Source organism: Pseudomonas sp. MF08875 (assembly GCF_059862525.1).
This window is the reverse complement of the sequence record NZ_JCBCUW010000012.1, coordinates 115,172-136,153: the sequence shown is the minus strand read 5'-3', so window position 1 is coordinate 136,153 and position 20,982 is coordinate 115,172. Positions and strand designations below refer to the sequence as shown.

Below are 20,982 nucleotides of genomic sequence, written 5' to 3'. Positions count from 1 at the left end.
CTGGCGTTCTAGCAAAAACCTCCTTATTCTTTTTTTGAAAGCTAAGTCTTCTTGATATTGCCAAATAGTTGCACTTATAACTTTTTGGCTGTTGCTTTTCAAAAAATGTCATTTTTGGCTGCAAGGCCTAAGTACAGTTCGCTCTGGTAGCAGCCGAATTTGTGTTTCTTGTAGCCCAGGGAGTCGGCGTGGCGTGCGGTCCAGGGGTATTTCAGGTAGGTCCCCAGGGTGGCGTAGGTCAGGCGCGTACCACCGTCGAATTGATGGTATTCAAGCTGGGTCAGCACCCGGAAACCCTGGGCGTTGCCCTCGAAGTTGAGGAAATCGCCTCGTTCGGCGTCAGTCATTGCGTCGAGCCAGCCGCGCCCCGCCGCTTGCTGGAACCAATGGCGAATGGCGTCCTCGCCTGAGTGGCCGAACGGCGGGTTACCGATGTCGTGGGCCAGGCACGCCGATTGTACGACCATGCCCAAGTCGCTCGGCTCGCACCAGTCGGGCAGGGCGCCGCGCAGGGTTTCGCCGACCCGCATGCCCAGAGAACGGCCCACGCAACTGACTTCCAGGGAGTGGGTCAGGCGCGTGTGGATATGGTCGTTGCTGGACACCGGATGCACTTGGGTCTTGCGGCCGAGGCGGCGGAAGGCGCCGGAAAAGATGATGCGGTCGTGGTCTTTGTGGAAAGGGCTGCGGCCAAGTTCATGCGGGCTGTGCAGGGGTTTTCCGAGGCGTTCGCGGGTAAGCAGGGTGGGCCAATCCAAGGCTGGTTCTCTCCGTCAGGTGACTGATGGGCTAGCTTCCCGTTTCGCGCCCCTGGCCGCAAGGGGGACTACAGATGCGCGGGCGGGCAGGCACCGGCCTCTGGTGAAAGAGGCGGGTGCCTGGGCACAACGAAAGATTGCCGGCTCAGGGTTTGCGCGAGGTGCTTAGGGCCATCTTTATCAGTGGCAGTAGGCTGGTGCCGAGCCCGACGAGGCGGGTCAGGCGCCCGACGCCGCCACTCTTGGCGCCTTTACCGGTGAAAAAGCCCAGCAGCGTCACAGCGGCCACGCCCCACAGCGGCGCATGCTTGATGCCCAGGCCCTGTTGCCAGTTCTGGGTCATTGCGCGCATGCGCTGCAAGGGTTGCAGCAATTGCTGGGATTCATGGCGAATTTCTTGGCGATGCATCTCCATGCGCAGGCGGATCAAGGCCTTGCGCATTTCGCGGCGAGAATGGCTTTGCGGGATGTCAGGCAGGTTCATGGCAGCAGGCGCTCCCGGTCGTTGGCCAGTTCTTCCAGGGTGGCGTTGAATGGCGAGGATTCGTCATAGATCGCCGCCCGCAGGCGCATGGCGCAGAACAATGCGGCCAGGGAATAGAAGACGCACAAGCCGATGATGCCCGCCAGGCGATAGCTGTCCCACAGCAGGATCAGCACCAGCGCCGAGAGCCCCACGAGCAACAGCAGGGCAAACACCAGGGCTAGCCCGGCGAACAACAGCAGGCTCACTGTGCGGGCTTTCTGCTCCTGCAATTCGATGCCGAACAACTCGACATGGCTGTGTAGCAAACCTAGGAAAGCGGCGCCTAGGCGCCGCGACGAGGTGCCGGGGGCGGAGTCGGAATCGCCGATAGCCATATCAGCGCCGAGTTGCCAGCAAGCCGATCAGGAAGCCCACACCGGCCGCGATGCCCACCGATTGCCAAGGGTTGGCCTGCACGTAGTCTTCAGTGGCGGTGACCGCCGCTTGGCCACGCTCGCGTAGCGAATCCTGGGACAGTTGCAGGGTTTCGCGGGCGCGCAGCAGGCTGTCGTGGATCTGCCCGCGCAACTCATCGGCTTGATCGCCGGCCAGGGTGGCGGTGTGTTCCAGCAAACGTTCGGTGTCGTTCACCAGGGTTTGAAAATCCGCCATCAGTATTTCTTGAGCAGTCTTTGCTGTTTTGCTGGCCATGGTGATCTCCGTAGGTGGCTTGTGTGTGATTCGAGTATTGGGCGCGTGGGAAGGTTCAGTGCAATTGGCTGGTACAGCTTTTGCTTTGTGCTGGTGCATCGCCGCTTGGGTTTTGCGCTGAAAACGCGCGCCGAGTGATGAAAACCTTAACCTAAATAACTGAAACCTGCGGAAATACCCTAGCGGCAATTTGCCCCATTGTTGATTCCTGCGCCAAAGCGGTTCACCGAAGAAGAAACCGCGCCCCGCCCAGGTGCCAATTTGGTGCGTAAAAAGCGTTCGCGAGCTGCTTTGGTGCTTTTTCCTGCCTGTGGGGCTGCCCTCCAATGGACCATTTGCAAAGCGCCGTGACCAGCCTGGTCCACGGCTCCAACACGTTGTTTATCCTCATGGGCGCAGTCATGGTGCTGGCCATGCACGCCGGGTTCGCTTTCCTTGAAGTGGGCACGGTGCGCCAGAAGAACCAGGTCAATGCTTTGTGCAAGATCCTCAGTGATTTTGCCGTCTCGACCCTGGCCTACTTCTTTATCGGTTATTGGATTTCCTACGGCGTCAGCTTCATGCAGCCGGCGGCGGTGCTCAGCGCCGACCACGGGTATGGGCTGGTGAAGTTCTTTTTCCTGCTGACGTTTGCCGCGGCCATCCCGGCGATTATTTCCGGCGGCATCGCCGAACGGGCCCGGTTCGCCCCGCAGCTGTGCGCGACGGCGCTGATCGTGGCGTTCGTCTACCCGTTCTTCGAGGGCCTGGTGTGGAACGGCAATTTCGGCCTGCAAGCCTGGCTGCAAGGGCGGTTTGGCGCGCCGTTCCACGACTTTGCCGGCTCCGTGGTGGTGCATGCCATGGGCGGTTGGCTGGCGCTGGCGGCGGTGTTGCTGCTGGGGCCGCGCCAGGGGCGCTACCGCGATGGGCGCTTGGTGGCGTTCGCGCCGTCGAGTATTCCGTTTCTGGCCCTGGGGTCGTGGATTTTGATTGTCGGCTGGTTCGGCTTCAACGTGATGAGCGCCCAGACCCTGCAAGGGGTCAGTGGCCTGGTGGCGGTCAACTCGCTGATGGCCATGGTGGGTGGCACCGTGGCGGCGCTGGTAGTAGGGCGCAACGACCCGGGCTTTCTGCATAACGGCCCGCTGGCCGGGCTGGTGGCGGTTTGCGCCGGCTCCGACGTGATGCACCCCTTGGGGGCGCTGGTGACCGGTCTGATCGCCGGGGCGCTGTTCGTCTGGTGCTTCACCGCCGCCCAGGGCAAATGGCGGATCGACGACGTATTGGGGGTGTGGCCCTTGCATGGCGTGTGCGGCGTCTGGGGCGGGATTGCCTGCGGGGTGTTCGGCCAGCAAATGCTCGGTGGTATCGGCGGGGTCAGCCTGGCAAGCCAGTTGCTCGGCACCGCCCTGGGCGTGTTGGTGGCCCTGGCCGGCGGCTTTGCCGTGTACGGCGCGATCAAGTACGGCCATGGCCTGCGCCTGAGCCAGGAAGAGGAGTACTACGGCGCCGACCTGTCGATCCACAAGATTGGCGCCATCAGCCAGGATTGAGGCGCTGCTCTGTAGCAAGCGGGCGAGCCCGCTTGCTAAGGGGGTCAGCCGCCCAGCAACCGTGCTTCGCAGGCTTCAATGGCGGCCAGAGGGCCGGACATCAGCACCTTGTCGCCGGCCCGTAGCGCGGTGGTGCCTTCCACCGCCAGTTCCGCGCCTTCGCGTTGTACCGCTTGAATGTCCACCCCCAGCAGTTCCAACGCCAGGTCACTGAGGGTCAGGCCGCAGGCATGGGCGTCGGGCGCCAGGTTGACCGCGTGCATCAGCACCTTGGGCTGGCCGCGATTGTCCAGCAGGTTGCCCTGGGCGCCGTGATAGAAGCCGTGGAGTAAGCGGTAGCGGGTCTGGCGCACTTCGTCGACGCGAGCCTGGGCCTGCTCTTCGGGCAGGCCGAGCATCACCAGGGCATGGGAGGCGAGCATCAGGCTCGACTCCAGCAACTCCGGCACCACCTCGTTGGCGCCGGCGGCCTGCAACTCGCTCAACTGACTGTCGTCGCGGGTACGCACCAAAATCTGCACCTGCGGGTTGAGGCGTCGCGCCTCCTTGAGCACCGTCAGGGCGATGTCGGTCTTGTCGACGGCGATCACCAGCAAGCGTGCGCGGTCCAGGCCCACGGCGCTGAGCAGCTCGCCGCGGCGCGAGTCGCCGTAGTGCACGCAGCTTTCGCCGGCGGCGGCTTCCTGCACCCGCACCGGGTCGTCGTCCAGGGCGATGAAGGTTTGTTTTTCACGGCGCAGGAAACGGCCGATGGACTGGCCCACGCGGCCATAACCGCAGATCACCACGTGGCCGTGAAACCCGGCGTTGAGGGCCGTGATTTCGTCGAGCTTGGCCTCTTCGTTGGGTTTGCGGTGCAGGCGCGCCGCGATGCCTGGCGCGGCCCGCAGCAGCAGCGGCGTGAGCACCATAGAGCAGAAGGTGGCGGCCAGCAGCAGGCCGCTGATCTCGGCGGGCATGAGTTGGCTTTGCTGCATCTGCGCCATCAGGGCGAAGCAGAATTCGCCGCCCTGGGCCAGCGCCAGGCCACTGCGCCATGCCGTTTCGCCGTCGCTGCCGCGCCACTTCACCAGTGCGGCGACAATGGCGCCCTTGACCAGCAGCAGGCCCAGGGTCAGGCCCAGAATCAGCAGGCTGTGGCTGACGAACAATTGCAGGTCGATGAGCATGCCGATGCTGACGAAAAACAGCCCCAGCAGGATGTCGCGAAAGGGCCGGATATCGGCCTCGATCTGATGGCGGTAGTGGCTTTCCCCCAGCAGCATGCCCGCCAGGAACGCCCCCAGTGCCGGCGACAGGCCCAGCAAGTGGGTCAGCCACGCCGTCATCAACACAATCACCAGGGCCAGCAGCACGAACAGTTCGGCGGAATGGGACGCGGCCACCTCATGGAACAGCCGCGGCAGCAGCCAGCGGCTGGCCAGGGCCAGGCCGACGAACAGGATCACGGTCTTGACCAGGGTGATCGGCAGCGCCCAGTACCAGGCCTGGTCGCTCTGGCCGGCAAACACCGGCACCAGGGTCAGTAGCAACACCGCGACCACGTCCTGGAACAACAACACGCCAATGGCGTTCTGGCCGTGGCTGCTGAAAATCTCCCCCAGGCTGGTCAGCTCCTTGCTGACGATGGCGGTCGACGACAACGCCAGCCCCGCGCCAAGCATCAGCGCTACGGCCAGCGGCATGCCGAACAGGCTCAGCACGCCCCCCAGCAACAGGCCGCTTATCAGCACTTGCAGGCTGCCCAGGCCAAACACCACGCGGCGCAGGGCGAGCATTTTCGACAGGGAGAATTCCAGGCCCAGGGAAAACAGCAGGAACACCACCCCCAGTTCCGCCAGGTCCGGCAGGTGCTCGCTGTCATTCACCCAGTCGAACGCGGTGGGCCCCACCAGCAGGCCGACACACAGGTAGCCCAGCACGGGTGGCAGTTGCAGGCGCCGGAACAGCGCGATCACCACCAGCGATGAGGCAAGAATGATTAACAGGTTGGCGAACACAGGCGTCTCCGGTCAGGGGCGTGGAATACACAGCGTAGAGGCAAAAAAAGCCGCGAGTTTCGTTTAATCGCGCCTGTGGCTTACTGACGCAGGTCAGGGGTTGGCCCGATGGCTGCCATCAGTGCGCCATGGGGCTAGACTATGGGCCCGTCTCTTTTCGGTTTTTTGTCATGCCTCCTGAATGTCAGCTGTACGGCACCCTGGGTTGCCACCTGTGCGAACTGGCCGAAGAGGTCCTCATGCCATTGGTCGAGCACGGCTTGATGGTGGAACTGGTGGATATCGGCGAAAGCGAAGCGTTGGTCGAGGCCTATGGCCTGCGCATCCCGGTGCTGCGGCGCATCGATACCGGCGCCGAATTGGGCTGGCCGTTCGACGCTGAGCAAGTGGTGAACTTTTTGCAATGACGGTCGCCTCCATTGGTCGCGGCCCTCGGTAATCGGTTGGCCAGGGGCACGATATTCGTTTACTGTATGCGTATACAGTTATTCGAGTGTCGCGCCACCTCTCGAGGTGGCGAGGCCCGCACGTCGAGGGATGCACCATGGTCAATGTCGAACAATTGAAGAACAGCGTGAACCGGATGTCCGCCGACGTCGTCCGTGAAGCGGTGCTGGAACTGCGCCTGGATGGGTTGGTCACCGAAGGCAAGACGCCGTTCGGCAAAGTGCATTTCAATACCTGTTTTGCAGAGATCGAAGCCCTGTTCCAGCGTGCTGGCTACCACCGCCAATTGGATGTGGTGGGCTACCAGGGTCTTCTTTATGCCCTGTATGACCCGGCGCGCTGGGAAGCGGTCGATGTGCTGCGCTGGCTCAAGGACTTCACCGAAGCCGCCGCCGAGGCCGGTGTGACCACGGCCTGAGGCAGCGGGCTAGGTTCGCGGGCACCGTTGCCGGATAATGCCGGCCAGCATTTGGCCAGAGTCCTGTTATGTCTACCTCATCGTTCAGCGCTGCGCAGCACCAAGCCAGCACCCTGTACCTGCCACCCGGCGCGTGGCCGACGGTGCTCGATTGCCTGTGCGAGCATTTTCGCGCCATCAGCCGCCAGCAGTGGCTGGACCGCATTGCCCGGGGCCGGGTGCTCGATGGCAATGGCGCGCCGATCAATGCCGACCTGCCGTACCGCGAAGGCCTGCGCATCCATTACTTTCGCGAAGTGGCCGCTGAAAAACCGATCCCGGTGCAGGAACACATCCTCTACGCCGACGAACACCTGGTGGTGGCTGACAAACCCCACTTTCTGCCCGTGACCCCGGCGGGCGAGTACGTCGAGCAAACCTTGTTGCGCCGCCTCATCCGGCGCCTGGATAACCCGCACCTGGTGCCCCTGCACCGCATCGACCGGCACACGGCGGGGCTGGTGCTGTTCTCGGCCAACCCGCAGAGCCGGGCGGCGTATCAGTCGCTGTTCCCCACGCGCCAGATCGACAAGCACTACGAAGCCATCGCCCGGGCGCTGCCCCAATGGGCGTTCCCCTTGGTGCACAAAAGCCGTTTGGTGGAAGGCGAGCCGTTTTTCCGCATGCGCGAAAGTGCGGGGGTGAGCAACACTGAAACCCGGGTGACGGTGCTTGAGCAAAACGGCGAGTGGTGGCGCTACGGGTTGTTCCCGGTCACCGGCAAGAAACACCAGTTGCGGGTACACATGAGTGCGCTGGGGGCGGGGATCTGCAACGACCCGTTCTACCCAGAGGTACTCAAGGACGCCCCGGACGACTACACCAGGCCTCTCAAACTGCTGGCCCAGAGCCTGCGCTTTGTCGACCCCCTCAGTGGTGAGGCGCGCCACTTCGAGAGCCTTCTGACCCTGGATTGGTAAGGCCTACAAAAGCAAAAACCCGCACGGGGCGGGTTTTTGCATCAAGGCCTGGGCTTACAGGTCTTTGACGGTGCGCACCTGGTCCTTGTTGATACGGGTTTGCTTGCCGTCCAGTTGTTCAAACTCATAGAAGCCGGATTCTTCATCGTACTGCGGGGTATCGACAGCCTGGATTTCACGGCCGTCGTTGAGCGTAATCACTGTTGGCGAAGCGCAACCGGCGAGGGTGGCGAGGCCCAGTGCGAGCATCAGGGAGGCGAGGGTCCGTTGAGTCATGGTGTTTCTCCGAAAGTGAATACTTTGAGTACTGACGTTCTGACGTATACATCGCGAGCAAGTTCCATGGCTAGTGTCATTCTGACACTTCGCCAGGGCGATCCAGCAACTGCGGTGTGTTGAGGTTGGCCAGGCGCGGGTCGTTGGCCGGGCACGGCAAGGCCTGTGCGGCCAATTGCCGCATGACCTTGCCGGGGCTGCGCTCGCCGTGGGCCCAGGCGTTTTCAAAGGCTGGCGCCAGGGCTGTGGGGATGACGCACAGCAACGGCTCCCAATGCTCGCCGTGGCGCAGCATCAGGGGTTTATCTGGCTGTTGGCGGGCGGCGTCGCGCATGGCGTGGAGCAACGCGGCGTCCAGTTGCGGCACATCGCAGGGCAGCACCAGCAAGTAGTCGTGGCGGGCGGCGGCCAGGCCAGCGCGGATACCGGCCAGGGGCCCGGGGAAATCGGCGCAGTCGTCGTGCACCAAGCGGTCGGCGTAGGGCGCATACAGCTCCAGGTTGCGGTTGCACGAGACGATCAGGTCGTCCGTCAGCCCCCGCGTGAGGCGGTGCAGGTGGGCGATCAAGGGCTCGCCGCGCCAGGGCAGCAGGCCTTTGTCCTGGCCGCCCATGCGCTGGCCGCGGCCACCGGCCAGCAACAGGATCGAACAGGGCGGCAGCGGGGGCAGGGTGGTCATGGTGCCTCGCAACAGGGCTTGAAAATGGGGCGCTGTGATATAACACCCGGCCGTGTCTCCTACAACTGGATCGAGCCTATGAACGCCAAGGCTGAAGTGCCTTTCGCCCCGCTGAACATCGCGGTGCTGACCGTCAGCGATACCCGCACCCTGGACACCGACACCTCGGGCCAGGTGTTCGTCGACCGCCTCACGGCTGCCGGCCACCACCTTGCGGCGCGGGTGCTGCTTAAGGATGACCTGTACAAAATCCGTGCTCAGGTCGCCACCTGGATCGCCGAAGACGTGGTGCAAGTGGTGCTGATTACCGGTGGCACCGGGTTCACCGGCCGTGACAGCACGCCCGAAGCGGTCACCTGCCTGCTGGACAAGCAAGTCGATGGCTTTGGCGAGCTGTTCCGCCAGATCTCGGTGGCCGACATCGGCACCTCCACCGTGCAGTCCCGCGCCCTGGCCGGCATGGCCAACGGCACCCTGGTGTGCTGCCTGCCGGGTTCGACCAACGCGGTGCGCACCGGTTGGGACGGCATCCTCGCCGAGCAACTGGACGCGCGCCACCGCCCGTGCAATTTCGTGCCCCACCTCAAGCAAGCCGCACCTTGTGAAAGCCGTGGATAAGCCCGGCAAGAACGGCGCCCTGATGCCCGTCGAAGCGGCCCTGGCGCGGTTGCTGGAAATGGCGGGCGGCGCACCCATCACCGCCGATGAAGAACTGCCCTTGGCCCAGGTCCAGGGCCGGGTACTGGCCCAAGACCTGGTCGCCACCCTCGATTTGCCGCCCTGGCCCAATAGCGCCATGGATGGCTACGCCTTGCGCGTGGCCGATTGGACGGGCCAGGCCTTGCCCGTGAGCCAGAAAGTGTTCGCCGGCCAGGCGCCCGAACCCTTGCTGCCCGGCACCTGCGCGCGGATCTTCACCGGCGCGCCCGTGCCCGCCGGCGCGGACTGCGTGGAAATGCAGGAAAACGCCCAGGTGCAGGACGACGGTCGCGTGAGCTTCAGCCAAGCGCTGCACAGCGGTCAGAACATTCGCCCGCAAGGCCAGGAAACCACCGTGGGCGAAGTGGTGCTGAACGCCGGCACACGCCTGGGGCCGATCGAACAAGGCTTGGCCGCCACCCTGGGCAACGCCCGCTTGCGCGTGGTGCGCCGCGGCCGGGTGGCGGTGTTGTCCACCGGCGACGAGTTGCTCGAACCGGGCCTGCCCCTGGGCCCAGGGCAGATCTACAACAGCAACCGCGTGCTGCTGTGCAGTTGGTTGCAGCGCCTGGGCTGTGAGGTGGTCGACGCCGGGATCTTGCCCGACGACCTGGCCACCACCCGCCGCCGTTTGGCGGAACTGGGGGACGTGGACCTGATCCTCTCCACTGGCGGGGTATCGGTAGGCGAGGCGGATTTCCTCGGTGTGGCCCTGCGCGAGGAGGGCGAGCTGGCCCTGTGGAAACTCGCCATCAAACCCGGTAAACCCCTGACCTGCGGGCATTTTCGCGGTGTGCCGGTGATTGGCCTGCCCGGCAACCCGGCATCCACCCTGGTGACCTTCGCCCTGTTGGCGCGGCCTTACCTGTTGCGGCGCATGGGCGTGCAAGCGGTCGAGCCGCTGAAATTCCCGGTGCCCGCCGGGTTCGCCTGGCCTAAACCGGGCAACCGTCGCGAGTACCTGCGTGCACGCCTGGAGCAGGGCCGCGCCATCATTTACCGCAACCAGAGTTCCGGGGTGCTGCGCAGCGCGGCGTGGGCCGAGGGCCTGGTGGAAGTGATGGAAGGCAGCACGCTGGTGGAGGGCGATTGGGTCAATTTCATCCCCCTAAGCGAAGTGTTGGGTTGAAGTGCCCGGCACGCCGCCGGACTTTTTCGCCACTGTCATAGGTCAACATCCTCTGAGGTTTCTCAATGACGGGAGTGACGAGTCATGGCTGAGCGCAAGGCGTTGTTGATTTTGCACGGCAAGCAGGCGCTGAACGAGGACGTGCGTGCCGCCGTCCAGGCCAAGCGCGACGAGGGCTGGGACCTGGCGGTGCGCCTGACCTGGGAGGCCGGCGATGCCCAGCGCCTGGTGCAGGAAGCGATCGGCGCCGGTTACCGGCAACTGATCGCCGGTGGCGGTGATGGCACCTTGCGCGACATTGCCGAGGCCATCGCCCACAGCGCCGAGCCGGTGAGCCTGGTGCTGCTGCCCCTGGGCACCGCCAATGATTTTGCGCGGGCGGCCGGGGTTCCGCTGGAGCCGTTGCCGGCCCTGAACCTGCTCGACGTGCCGGCCCAGGCCATTGACCTGGGGGTCGTGGGCGAGCAGGTGTTCCTCAACATGGCCACCGGCGGTTTCGGCAGCCAGGTCACCGCCAACACCTCCGAAGACCTGAAAAAAGTCCTCGGCGGTGCGGCGTACCTGTTCACCGGGTTGACGCGCTTCAGCGAGCTACACGCCGCCCATGGCGAACTGCACGGGCCGGATTTCCACTGGAAGGGCGACCTGCTGGCCCTGGGCATCGGCAACGGCCGCCAGGCCGGTGGCGGGCAGGTGCTGTGCCCCCACGCCCTGGCCGATGATGGCCTGTTGGATATCAGTATCCTGCCCGCGCCCCAGGAAGTGGTGAGCACCTTGCGCGACCTGCTCAGCGGGGGGTTGGGCATCGACAACATGTTCGTGCGCGCGCGCCTGCCCTGGGTCGAGATCACCGTGGCCGAAGGCCTGTACATCAACCTTGATGGCGAACCGCTGGAGGGCGACCACTTGCGCTTCGAAGCGCGGCCGGGGGCTTTGCGCGTGCATTTGCCGGCGGATTCGCCGGTGCTGGGGGCTAGTCGTCGAGGCTGATGATCTGCTCGCGTACGGCAAACAGCACTAGGCCGGCGACGTCGAAAATCTGCAAGCGCTTCATGATTTGCGAGCGGTGGGCTTCCACGGTCTTGATGCTCAGGTTCAGGCCGTTGGCGATTTCCCGGGTGGACTTGCCGCGCACGATCAAACGCAGGATTTCCAACTGCCGCGCCGTCAGGCTGTGCCGTGGCGGTGGTGTGTTGCGGGCCAGGTGCAAGGCCTGGTTGATAACCGTGTGGGCGATGGCCGGGCTCAGGTAGCGCTCGTTGTTGCGCAGGGCCGCCAAGGCCTGCTCGAGTTCGGTGGCGGTGGTGTCCTTGAGCAGATAGCCGTGTGCGCCGGACTCCAGGGTTTGCATGATGAGGTCCGGGTCGGTGTGCATCGACAGGATCAACACCTTGCTCTGCGGGCGCCTGGCCTTGAGGCGGCGCAGGGCCTCCAGGCCCCCGGTGTGCTTCATCGACAGGTCCAGCAGGACGATGTCCGGGGCCAGGGCCTCGACCAGCTCCAGCAGTTGCGCGCCGTCATTGGCTTCGCCCACCACGGCATACCCGGGAATATCCAGCACCAGGGCGCGCACGCCGGCGCGGATCAGCGAGTGGTCGTCCACCAGCAGCAAATTGCAGGTCAATGGATCGCCTTAGGGGCGCTGGCGCGCTCCCGTGCCCGTGGCGCCCAGGGAAACAGCGCTTCGATGCGCGTGCCTTGGCCCGGTTCGCTCGTGACGTGCAAGGTGCCGCCCAACTGATCGATGCGCTCGGCCATCCCCGCCATTCCCGACTGCCCCGCCGGCCCTGGGTATTGCTGCGGGGAAAAGCCCTGGCCGTCGTCACAGATCGACAGCCGCAAGCCCTGGGGCTGGCGCTGCAACTGGATCACCAGGTTCTGCGCCTGGGCGTGGCGCAGGATATTGGTGACAGCTTCCTGGGTGACACGAAACGCGGCCACGGTCATTTCTTCGGGGATCCCGGTCAAGCGCTGCTGGCATTCCAGGCTCCAGTGCAGCGAGGTGTTGGCCAGGGTCTTGAGCAGGTGCGCGCGCAGGCTCGCTTCCAGGCCCAGGCTGGCCAACTGCCGTGGGTTGAGGATGGCCGAAACGTCGCGCACCTTTGCCAGGGTTTCTTCCAGGGTTTCGCACAGCGTCGCGCATTGCCCTTGCAGCTCTTCGGGCAAACGGCGCTTGAGCCAATCGCTTTGCAGCTTGGCGGCGGTGAGAAGCTGGCCGATGTCGTCGTGTAACTCGCGGCTGAGGCGGTGGCGCTCGTTTTCCTGCACTTGCAGCAGGCGCTCGGCCAACTCCTGAGGCTCGAACTTGATCGATTTACGCGAATAGAAGTGGTGCACGCCCAGGCTGGCCAGGGCGGCGAGGTCAAGGATCAGCAGCGCCAGCGGCATGCCGTGGGAACTGGCGAAGGCCAGCAGGTTGCCCAGGGCCGAAAGGGCGCATAGCACGAAGGTCAGCCGTAGGGCCTGCTTTTGCGAGGGGGGCCAGGTCAAGAGTGGTTTCAAGCTAGCGTACATAGCCAAAGGCGCCAGTGAATGTTCGCTGCGGAAGGACCGGTCTGGTCGGCTGACAGCGCCAGGTCCGGACCATGCAAAGTCGTTTTCAAACTGGCGGGATCCGTGTGTTTGAAGCGAGTTTTACACCGAGACTAAATCCGCGTCCGGGTTGGAATCAATAAGCCATTAGTGGCGTAATAATGGTCGGCATACTATCACCTTGCATACCGTTGGTCGCGCTCGGTCTATTGATTTGGGACATCAGTCAACAACTGAAGTTGGTACGAAAGTTCCACGTTCTGACAGGTTTCCCCAATAGGGTAAAAAAGCCGTGAAAGTTGCGCGGGTTTTGTTGTTTGGCGGGCGAAGTTTTTTACCGGTATTGCAAGTTCCAACCCTCTAAGGGGCTGTTTTAAGAGGCAAGTTTAAATGCATTAACTCGCCTTGCCGGGCACCCACTAAGTGCGTGGCAGCACACACTGCAAAGAAACTGGTTCAGGCGCGTCACGCCGGGCCTTGGGCGAAGGTCGCCACGGCCAGGGGCTTGGCCTGGTAGGCCGGCGGTGGTGGCGCCAGGCCCAGGTGGCGGGCGAGCACGTCGAGCAGGGCGGTTTGCTCGTTGTCGTCCAGGGCCAGTTTGCCGGTGCGCGCATCGATCAACTCCAGTTGCCAGGCCAGCAGGGTCAGGCAATCGTGCAGGGCTAGCAGGGCTGGCTCGGCCAGTTCCTGATGCCGCGGGTCACGGCTGAGCAAGGCGTGGATCTGCCGGCAAAACGGCGCGATGACCGACAGCGCCAAGGCGTCGGCGGCGCCGGCCAGTTTGAGCAAGGTGGCCTGCAGGCACTCGATGGCGTCCCGGTCATTGAGTATCAATTGCAGGTGACTGAGGCAGTCTTCTGACTTGGCCAGGAGCGTTTCGGCTTCGAGGAGAAACTCGGGGAAGCGCCGCTGCCATTCCTTCGCGTCGTTCAACATGCTTTTCTCCACAACATTATTGAATGTGAGAGGGGAATGTCGCGTGTGGCGAACGATCGCAATTTAGTTGGGCGCTCGGAATCTTGTATGTAGTCCACTTCCGAAAGTTTACGCACTGAAACAATTGTGTGCGCTATTTCACTTTCTTGTGGGGTTGCAGCATGGTAGGGGCTTGGGTCTTGCGCTGGCCAGGCATGAACGCCAGGAAAGACTGGGCGACGAGCGGCGTTTGTCCAAGGTTCGGGTATCACGAACAAAAGCCTGACTCCATTCATGCAATGAGAATGGCGTCACATTAATGGCTATTGGAAAGGGCGAATATCAGGCCGTGCCTGAGTGCCCATAGGGGAATCCCTTAGGCACAGGAACTTTCTGCCGGGAGGTGGGTCTGGCAGCAGTGATGGCAAAGTAATATGACTGATATCAGTAAAGCATGATGTTAATGTGACATCAATGCTCGATCGTGGCATTTTGTCGGCAGGGTCAAGGTCCGGCGGTAGCCGCCGATAACTCTGTTTAGTGAATTCATCAGAACAAGCCCAGGAGTCATTAATGGCCGGCATTCTCGACACGGTAGACCAACGCACTCAACTGGTGGGTGAGAATCGCCTGGAAATCCTCATGTTCCGCCTGGCCGGGCGACAGTTGTTCGCGATCAACGTGTTCAAGGTCCAGGAAGTGCTGCAACTGCCCAAACTGACCCTGATGCCCCAGCGCCACCCGTTCGTGTGTGGCGTAGTCAACCTGCGCGGCCAGACCCTGCCGGTGATCGACCTGTCCCAGGCCATCGGCATGCGCCCCCTGGTGCCGGGGCCCGACAGCACCATCATCGTCACTGAGTACAACCGTTCGGTGCAGGCATTTTTGGTGGGCGGCGTGGACCGCATCGTCAACATGAACTGGGAAGCCATCCTGCCGCCGCCCACCAGTGCCGGCCGCCAGCACTACCTGACCGCCATCAGCAAGGTGGACGAGCAGTTGGTGGAAATCATCGACGTCGAAAAAGTACTGGCCGAAATCGTGCCGTACAACGCCAAGGTCTCGCGCGACAAGCTCGACGACCCGCTGCTGGCGCGGGCCATTGGCCGCGAAGTGCTGCTGGTGGATGACTCCAAGGTGGCGCTGTCGCAGTTGCGCGACACGTTGTCGCAACTGGGGGTGAAGATGCACGTGGCCAGTGACGGCCTCAAGGCGTTGAACATGCTCAAGGCCTGGGCCGACAGCGGCGTGGTGATGACCGACAAACTGCTGATGATCTTCACCGACGCCGAAATGCCAGAAATGGACGGCTACCGCCTGACCACCGAGATCCGCAACGACCCGCGCCTGCGCGGCCTCTATGTGGTGCTGCACACCTCGCTGTCCGGCAGTTTCAACGACTCGATGGTCAAGAAGGTCGGCTGCGACAACTTTCTCTCCAAGTTCCAGCCCGACAAATTGGTGGACGTGGTGCGCCAGCGCCTGGTCCTGGATGAAGCGCCGGCCTGATCCCGGCCTTTGATTCGGCCCGCCACCTCGTATAGGGTGGCGTTTTGACCCTATCGGGAGCCGGATCATGCTCTACCTCAGCGCGCTGTATCGTTACCCGCTCAAATCCGCCAAGGCCGAGCCTTTGCAGCAGATCAGCCTGGACAAACTGGGCCTGGACGGGGACCGGCGCTGGATGCTGGTGGACGAAGCCAGCGGCCGCTTTCTCACCCAACGCGCCGAACCCGGCATGAGCCAGCTCACGGCCCTGTGGAATGCAACCGGCGGCCTGACCCTGAGCGCCGTCGGCCGTGCCTCCCTGGACGTACCCTTGCCCGGCGCCGATGAAGCCCTGCGCGGCGTGACCATTTGGCGCGACAGCCTGCGCGTGCCGGACGCCGGTGACGAAGCGGCGGCGTGGGTCAGCGAGTTCATTGGCAAGCCCACGCGCCTGGTGCAGGTGCCCGTGGCGCGGGCGCGCACCACCGAAGCCGGCTATGGCCGCGACGATGACAAGGTGGGGTTTGCCGATGGCTATCCGCTGCTGCTGATCGGCCAGGCGTCATTGGAAGACTTGTCCGGCCGCGTTGGCCGCTCCCTGGAGATGCTGCGCTTTCGTCCCAACCTGGTGATCGAAGGCAGCGGCGCCTTTGCTGAGGATGGCTGGAAACGCATCCGCATCGGCGACGTCGAGTTTCGCGTGGTCAAGCCGTGCTCACGCTGCATCCTGACTACCATCGACCCGCAGACCGGCGAGCGTGATGCCAGCCGCGAACCCCTGGCCACGTTGCAGAAATACCGGGCTCAGGAGGGCGGCGCAATGTTCGGCCAGAACCTGGTCAACGACGGCAACGGCGTGCTGGAAGTGGGCATGCCGGTGACTGTGCTGGAGTAAGGGGTGGGAGTGGGCACGCTCACTCCCACGGGAGGGACGACACATTCGGGGGCTGCAATCAGCCCCGGTACTCGCACAGGTAAGCCGAGTCGACCGCCACTTTGAGCTGGAACTTGCTGTTGGCCGGGATGTTGAACTGGCTGCCGGCGGGGAAGGTTTCCCAATCGCTGCTCTCGGGCAGCTTGACGGTCAGCGCGCCGCTGACCACGTGCATGATTTCGCGCTGGGCGGTGCCGAATTCGTACTCGCCCGGGGCCATGACGCCGATGGTCGCCGGGCCTTCGGCGGTGCCGAAAGCTATCGATTTGACCGTGCCGTCGAAGTATTCGTTGACTTTAAACATGGGCGATTCCTCGAAATGGGCTGAAAAGGCCGGCCAGTATGCACAAGCCCCCCTGAGCCGTCACCTGCCGCCTGCGGGGCTCAGGCCGGCAGAATCAGCGGCAGCAAGCGTGCGGTATTGCGCGCATCTTCCAGGGCGCGGTGTTGCTGCCCGTTGAATTGCATCCCGGCCAATTGCAGCGCGCCGTTGAGCCCCAGTGGCCGCTCCAGGCGCCGGGCCTTGGCGAAGCGCTGCTTGAGGTTGATGTGCGGCACCTGGCGCAGCAGGCTGTGTAACGGCTGGTCGCGCCATTCCTGTTCCAGTTGGCGGCGGTCGTAGTCGCCCCAACTGGCCCAGCCTTCGAGGCGGCTCGCGTGCTGGCCGAGCCAACGTTCGAACAGCGGCCACACCTCGGCCAACGGGCTGGCAGCGTCGATCTGGGCCTGGGTGATGTGGGTCAGCTCGCGGCAGAACGGTGTCAGCAGCGGGCGGCGCAGGGGCCGCACGAAGCGCTGGAAGTGATCCACCTCGCGGCCCTGGCGGGTAACCAGGGTGGCGCCGATTTCAATGATTTCCATCTCGGTGACCGGCCAGCCGCCGTCGTCGGTGGTGGCTTCAAGGTCAATTACCAGCCAATGAGGCATTGCAGGGTTCCTGGTATCCGCGTCCTGATGGGGCTTGAGCGTAGCCAAAGCGTAAGGATAAGCCCAGCATCCCGTAGGACTATTCGACCTCCAATAACACCTGACGGTTCTTCACCTGATCGCCCGGGCTCACCTGCACGCGGGTGACCACGCCGTCGATCCCAGCCTTGAGCGGGTGCTCCATTTTCATCGCCTCCAGCACCAGCAGCGGTTGCCCCGCGTGCACGCGGCTGCCGACCTCCACCAGCACCTGCACAATCGCGCCATCCATGGGCGCCCCCAGCACACCGCTGGCCACCCCGGCCTGGGCCGCCACCGGCGCGTGGGTGTAGTCATGCAGGTGCACGGCGCCCTGGCCGGTGAGCAGCCACAGTTCATCGCCCGCCAGGTGATAGGCGTGGCGGCGGCGCACGCCGTCCCGTTCCAGCAGCAGCCAGCGGCCATCGTCGTGCAGCAGCTTGAGGTCGATCAGTTGTTCGCCGACGCCGATGCACAGGGTTTGATCGCCCCGTGCACTGAGTTCAACGGGCCATTGCTGCTCGCCCTGGCCGATGCGGTAGGTCAGCGCCGTGCCCTGGTGGTTGCGCCAACCTTGCAGGCCCGTGGCGTGGGCGCTGGCCGAGCGCTGGTAGAACAGCGCGGCGGCGATGGCCAACACATAGGCCTGGGGCGGTTGCGGATGCAGGCTGGGGGCATCGGCAAACTGCTGGGCGATGAACCCGGTGCTGAACTGGCCGCTGGCGAAATCCGGGTGAGCGAGCAACTCGGCGAGCAGCCGCTGGTTACTCGCCAGCCCCAGCAGTACGCAATCCTGCACGGCGCGCAGGAGTTTGCGCCGCGCCTCTTCGCGGGTGGCACCGTGGGCGATGAGCTTGCCCAGCATCGGGTCGTAGAACGGACTGATGACTTGGCCCTCCACCACGCCATGGTCCAGGCGCACCCCCGGTTGCAGGGCCGGTTCCCAGCGCAGCACGCGCCCGGTTTGCGGCATAAAGCCCTGGGCCGGGTCCTCGGCGTACAGGCGCACCTCCATGGCGTGGCCGTGGCACGCCACTTGTTCCTGGCGCAACGGCAGCGGCCACCCGGCGGCCACCTGCAACTGCCAGGCCACCAGGTCCAGGCCAGTGGTCATTTCGGTCACTGGGTGCTCCACCTGCAACCGGGTGTTCATTTCCAGGAAGTAGAACCGCCCCTGCTTATCCAGCAAGAACTCCACCGTGCCCGCACCCACATAGTCGACGGCGCGCCCGGCCTTGAGCGCCGCCTCGCCCATGGCCTGGCGCAAGGTATCGGTCAGTACCGGGCAGGGCGCTTCCTCGATGATTTTCTGGTGGCGGCGCTGGATCGAGCAGTCGCGTTCGCCCAGGTAAATCAATTGGCCGTGGTGGTCGCCGAACAGTTGTACCTCCACATGGCGCGGCTCGAGCAACGCCTGCTCGAGGATCAACTCGGCGCTGGCAAAGGCATTCAGCGCCTCGGAGCGGGCGGTGTGCAATTGCGCCACCAGGTCGTTGGCGTGCTGCACCAGGCGCATGCCGCGCCCGCCGCCGCCGGCGCTGGCCTTAATCATCAAGGGGTAGCCGATGCGCGCGGCTTCGCGTGCCAGGGTGGCGTCGTCCTGGGCCGCGCCCTGGTAGCCGGCGATGCAGGGTACGCCGGCCTCGAGCATGGCCAGTTTCGACAGGCGCTTGCTGCCCATCAGCTCGATCGCCGCGCTGCTGGGGCCGATAAAGGTGATGGCCGCGGCCTCGCAGGCCCGGGCGAACTCGGCGTTCTCCGAGAGAAAACCGTAGCCGGGGTGGATCGCATCGGCCCCGGTGCGCCGTGCTGCGTCGAGGATCGCGGCGATGTTCAGGTACGACTGCTGCACCGGCGCCGGGCCGATGTGCACCGCCTCGTCGGCCTGTTGCACATGCAGGGCCTGGGCGTCGGCATCGCTGAACACGGCCACCGTGCGATAGCCCAGGGCATGGGCAGTGCGCAGGATGCGGCAGGCGATTTCGCCACGGTTGGCGATCAGGATTTTGCTGAAACGGGGCATGGCGGCTCCTTGGGGAGTGGGCGCGAAGTGTGGGGGGCGGTGTTTCGCTTGCCATCCAATCCACTTCTATTGGCAGGCCTGTCGCTAGCGCGCCGGGCTCCAGTTGGGCGGGCGTTTTTGCATAAAGGCCTGGGTGCCTTCGCGGCCTTCGGCGCCGGTGGCGGCGTCGGCGAACCAGGCGGCGGCCTGGTCCAGCAACGGCCCCAAGGCTAGTTCGCTGCTGGCCAGCAGCAGGGCTTTGGTCCGCGCGTTGGCGCCGGGGGCGCAGCGCAGCACTTGGCCGAGCACTTCGTCGAGGCGTTCGGCCAGGGCTTGCGGGTCGGCTTCGGTGAAGTGCACCAGGCCCAGGCGCAAGGCTTCGTGGCCGTCGAAGCGGGCGGCGGTGAGGGCCAGGCGCCGGGTGTGGCTGAGGCCGATGCGCTTGACCACGAACGGCGCGATCTGCGCCGGCAGCAGGCCGAGGCTGGTTTCTGGCAGGCCGAAGGTGGCGTTCTCGGCGGCAATGGTGATGTCGCTGACGCAGGCCAGCCCCAGGCCACCGCCCAGCACCACGCCTTGCAGCAGGCTAATCAGGGTTTGCGGCAGCTGTTCGGCCTCTTGCAGCAGGGTGCCGAAGGCGCGGTTCAACGCTTGGCACGCGGCCGGCCCGGCGTGGTGGGCTTGGGCCATGTCCGTGAGGTCGGCCCCGGCGCAAAAATGCCCGCCGGCGCCGCTGAGCACCAGGGCGCGCACCTGGGGTTGTTCGCGCACGGCGGCGAACACGGCGCGCAGTTCGCTGACCATCGCCAGGCTCATGGCGTTGTGGCTTTGCGGGCGGTTGAGGGTGACGTGCAGCACGCCGCCATGGGCGTCGAGCAGCAGGGTGGTGCAGGTGGGCAGAGTGCTCATGGCTTTTTCCCCGGCAGGGTGCCCATCAATTTGCAGATGATGCCCAGCATGATTTCGTCGGCGCCGCCGCCAATAGACACCAGGCGCATGTCGCGGTAGGCGCGGGCCACCGGGTTGTCCCACATAAAGCCCATGCCGCCCCAGTATTGCAGGCAACTGTCGCTGACTTCCCGGCCCAGGCGCCCAGCCTTGAGCTTGGCCATGGATGCCAGGCGCGTGACGTCCTGGCCTGTGACGTACTGCTCGGTGGCCTGGTAGACAAGTGCGCGCAGGCACTCGATTTCGCTGGCCAGTTCGGCCAGGCGAAAGTGGATCACCTGGTTGTCGATCAGCGCATTGCCGAAGGTACGCCGCTCCTGGCAGTAGGCGATGGTGCTGTCGATGCAGTGCTCCAGGCCCTTAATCATGTTGGCGGCGCCGAACAGGCGTTCCTCCTGAAATTGCAGCATTTGCATCATGAACCCCGCGCCTTCGTGGCCGATGCGGTAGTGCTGGGGCACGCGCACGTCGTCGAAGAACACCTGGGCGGTCTGCGAGCTGCGCATGCCGAGCTTGTCCAGGTCGCTGCCCAGAGTGATGCCGGGGCTGTCCATCGGCACCACGATCAGGGATTTGTTGGCGTGGGGCTTGCCGTCCGAGGTGTTGGCCAGCAGGCAGATGAAGTCGGCGCAGGGCGCGTTGGTGATCCACATCTTGCTGCCGTTGATGACGTAGTCGTCGCCGTCCTTGCGTGCGCTGGTCTTGAGCCCGGCCACGTCGGAGCCGGCCCCCGCCTCAGAGACGCCGATACAGCCCACCTGTTCACCGCTGATGGCCGGGCGCAGGAACTGCTCGCGCAGTGCATCGCTGCCAAACCGTGCCAGGGCCGGGGTGCACATGTCGGTCTGTACGCCGATGGACATGGGAACGCCACCGCAGCGCACGGTGCCGAACTCTTCGGCGGCGACGATGGAATAGCTGTAGTCCAGGCCCATGCCACCGAACTGCTCGGGCTTGGAGATGCCCAGCAGACCGAGGTCGCCGGCCTTGCGGAAAATCTCATGGATGGGAAAGCGCCCGGCCCGTTCCCACTCATCGACATAAGGGTTGATCTGGTGCTCGACAAAGCCACGGACGGTGCGGCGCAGTGCTTCGTGTTCCGGGGTGAAGATCATGCGGGTACTCCCTGTCTATGCAGTGC

The 20,982-nt window shown here is 64.3% G+C and carries 23 protein-coding genes and 1 pseudogene; 9 read left to right on the top strand and 15 right to left on the bottom strand.

What is annotated here, in order from left to right; genetic code table 11:
- Positions 1-128: 128 nt before the first annotated feature.
- The 4 genes and pseudogenes from dgt to AC19YT_RS09550 all read right to left on the bottom strand — a co-directional run.
- A pseudogene (gene dgt, locus AC19YT_RS09565) lies at positions 129-758 on the bottom strand (dGTP triphosphohydrolase); the annotation flags it as partial.
- 145 nt (positions 759-903) lie between these two features.
- Positions 904-1,242 (bottom strand): hypothetical protein, encoded by a 339-nt coding sequence (locus tag AC19YT_RS09560; protein ID WP_500600343.1) that lies wholly within the window; start codon positions 1,240-1,242, stop codon positions 904-906.
- Complete coding sequence (locus AC19YT_RS09555; RefSeq protein WP_095107516.1) at positions 1,239-1,619, bottom strand: phage holin family protein; 381 nt, start codon at positions 1,617-1,619, stop codon at positions 1,239-1,241. Before AC19YT_RS09555 ends, AC19YT_RS09560 begins: the two co-directional genes overlap by 4 nt.
- A gap of 1 nt (position 1,620) precedes the next feature.
- Positions 1,621-1,935 (bottom strand): ElaB/YgaM/YqjD family protein, encoded by a 315-nt coding sequence (locus AC19YT_RS09550; protein WP_095107517.1) that lies wholly within the window; start codon positions 1,933-1,935, stop codon positions 1,621-1,623.
- 326 nt (positions 1,936-2,261) lie between these two features.
- Between AC19YT_RS09550 and AC19YT_RS09545 the strand changes: the two genes are divergently transcribed.
- A complete protein-coding gene (locus AC19YT_RS09545) occupies positions 2,262-3,470 on the top strand; it encodes an ammonium transporter (RefSeq protein ID WP_500610148.1) in 1,209 nt (402 codons plus the stop codon).
- Positions 3,471-3,514: 44 nt separating this feature from the next.
- Here the strand turns inward: AC19YT_RS09545 and AC19YT_RS09540 are convergent, their stop codons facing one another.
- A complete protein-coding gene (locus AC19YT_RS09540) occupies positions 3,515-5,470 on the bottom strand; it encodes a monovalent cation:proton antiporter family protein (RefSeq protein ID WP_095107519.1) in 1,956 nt (651 codons plus the stop codon).
- Positions 5,471-5,640: 170 nt separating this feature from the next.
- Between AC19YT_RS09540 and AC19YT_RS09535 the strand changes: the two genes are divergently transcribed.
- The 3 genes from AC19YT_RS09535 (at position 5,641) to AC19YT_RS09525 (ending at position 7,294) form a co-directional block, all read left to right on the top strand.
- Entirely contained in the window at positions 5,641-5,877 is a 237-nt protein-coding gene (locus tag AC19YT_RS09535; RefSeq protein ID WP_095107520.1) for a glutaredoxin family protein, read from the top strand.
- A gap of 137 nt (positions 5,878-6,014) precedes the next feature.
- Entirely contained in the window at positions 6,015-6,335 is a 321-nt protein-coding gene (locus tag AC19YT_RS09530) for a transcriptional regulator (RefSeq protein ID WP_095107521.1), read from the top strand.
- Positions 6,336-6,403: 68 nt separating this feature from the next.
- Entirely contained in the window at positions 6,404-7,294 is an 891-nt protein-coding gene (locus AC19YT_RS09525) for a pseudouridine synthase (RefSeq protein WP_500610147.1), read from the top strand.
- A gap of 54 nt (positions 7,295-7,348) precedes the next feature.
- On the opposite strand, the gene AC19YT_RS09520 is transcribed toward AC19YT_RS09525, so the two are convergent.
- Positions 7,349-7,570, bottom strand: a complete 222-nt coding sequence (locus AC19YT_RS09520; protein WP_095107523.1) for a YgdI/YgdR family lipoprotein — start codon at positions 7,568-7,570, stop codon at positions 7,349-7,351.
- Positions 7,571-7,646: 76 nt separating this feature from the next.
- On the bottom strand, positions 7,647-8,249 hold the full coding sequence (gene mobA / locus AC19YT_RS09515) for a molybdenum cofactor guanylyltransferase MobA (RefSeq protein ID WP_095107524.1): 603 nt from the start codon (positions 8,247-8,249) through the stop codon (positions 7,647-7,649).
- 78 nt (positions 8,250-8,327) lie between these two features.
- On the opposite strand from mobA, the gene moaB reads away from it, so the two are divergent.
- The 3 genes from moaB to yegS all read left to right on the top strand — a co-directional run bounded on the left by moaB (position 8,328) and on the right by yegS (position 11,067).
- Positions 8,328-8,867, top strand: a complete 540-nt coding sequence (gene moaB, locus AC19YT_RS09510) for a molybdenum cofactor biosynthesis protein B (protein ID WP_095107525.1) — start codon at positions 8,328-8,330, stop codon at positions 8,865-8,867.
- Positions 8,851-10,077, top strand: a complete 1,227-nt coding sequence (locus tag AC19YT_RS09505) for a molybdopterin molybdotransferase MoeA (RefSeq protein ID WP_500610146.1) — start codon at positions 8,851-8,853, stop codon at positions 10,075-10,077. Before moaB ends, AC19YT_RS09505 begins: the two co-directional genes overlap by 17 nt.
- An 84-nt stretch (positions 10,078-10,161) precedes the next feature.
- The gene (gene yegS, locus AC19YT_RS09500; RefSeq protein WP_500600339.1) at positions 10,162-11,067 is read left to right on the top strand and encodes a lipid kinase YegS; all 906 of its coding nucleotides are present in this window, start codon (positions 10,162-10,164) and stop codon (positions 11,065-11,067) included.
- On the opposite strand, the gene AC19YT_RS09495 is transcribed toward yegS, so the two are convergent.
- The 3 genes from AC19YT_RS09495 to AC19YT_RS09485 form a co-directional block, all read right to left on the bottom strand.
- Positions 11,051-11,701: a response regulator gene (locus AC19YT_RS09495; RefSeq protein ID WP_095107528.1), complete on the bottom strand. Its 651-nt coding sequence runs from the start codon at positions 11,699-11,701 to the stop codon at positions 11,051-11,053. The genes yegS and AC19YT_RS09495 overlap by 17 nt on opposite strands.
- A complete protein-coding gene (locus AC19YT_RS09490; RefSeq protein WP_500600338.1) occupies positions 11,698-12,591 on the bottom strand; it encodes a sensor histidine kinase in 894 nt (297 codons plus the stop codon). The genes AC19YT_RS09495 and AC19YT_RS09490 overlap by 4 nt, the downstream gene beginning before the upstream one ends.
- Before the next feature lie 483 nt (positions 12,592-13,074).
- Positions 13,075-13,545 (bottom strand): hypothetical protein, encoded by a 471-nt coding sequence (locus AC19YT_RS09485; protein WP_095107530.1) that lies wholly within the window; start codon positions 13,543-13,545, stop codon positions 13,075-13,077.
- A 552-nt stretch (positions 13,546-14,097) separates the two neighbouring features.
- Here AC19YT_RS09485 and AC19YT_RS09480 point away from each other — a divergent pair.
- Both AC19YT_RS09480 and AC19YT_RS09475 read left to right on the top strand, forming a co-directional pair.
- Positions 14,098-15,033 (top strand): chemotaxis protein CheV, encoded by a 936-nt coding sequence (locus AC19YT_RS09480; RefSeq protein ID WP_095107531.1) that lies wholly within the window; start codon positions 14,098-14,100, stop codon positions 15,031-15,033.
- 67 nt (positions 15,034-15,100) lie between these two features.
- Positions 15,101-15,907: an MOSC domain-containing protein gene (locus AC19YT_RS09475; protein ID WP_500597536.1), complete on the top strand. Its 807-nt coding sequence runs from the start codon at positions 15,101-15,103 to the stop codon at positions 15,905-15,907.
- 58 nt (positions 15,908-15,965) lie between these two features.
- Here AC19YT_RS09475 and ppnP read toward each other — a convergent pair whose 3' ends face one another.
- The 5 genes from ppnP to atuD form a co-directional block, all read right to left on the bottom strand.
- Positions 15,966-16,250: a pyrimidine/purine nucleoside phosphorylase gene (ppnP, locus tag AC19YT_RS09470; RefSeq protein ID WP_095107533.1), complete on the bottom strand. Its 285-nt coding sequence runs from the start codon at positions 16,248-16,250 to the stop codon at positions 15,966-15,968.
- 80 nt (positions 16,251-16,330) lie between these two features.
- Complete coding sequence (locus AC19YT_RS09465) at positions 16,331-16,873, bottom strand: 3'-5' exonuclease (RefSeq protein ID WP_095107534.1); 543 nt, start codon at positions 16,871-16,873, stop codon at positions 16,331-16,333.
- A gap of 79 nt (positions 16,874-16,952) precedes the next feature.
- Positions 16,953-18,914: an acetyl/propionyl/methylcrotonyl-CoA carboxylase subunit alpha gene (locus tag AC19YT_RS09460; protein WP_095107535.1), complete on the bottom strand. Its 1,962-nt coding sequence runs from the start codon at positions 18,912-18,914 to the stop codon at positions 16,953-16,955.
- 84 nt (positions 18,915-18,998) lie between these two features.
- On the bottom strand, positions 18,999-19,802 hold the full coding sequence (locus AC19YT_RS09455; RefSeq protein ID WP_500610145.1) for an enoyl-CoA hydratase-related protein: 804 nt from the start codon (positions 19,800-19,802) through the stop codon (positions 18,999-19,001).
- Positions 19,799-20,956: a citronellyl-CoA dehydrogenase gene (gene atuD / locus AC19YT_RS09450; protein ID WP_095107537.1), complete on the bottom strand. Its 1,158-nt coding sequence runs from the start codon at positions 20,954-20,956 to the stop codon at positions 19,799-19,801. The genes AC19YT_RS09455 and atuD overlap by 4 nt, the downstream gene beginning before the upstream one ends.
- Positions 20,957-20,982 lie beyond the last annotated feature (26 nt).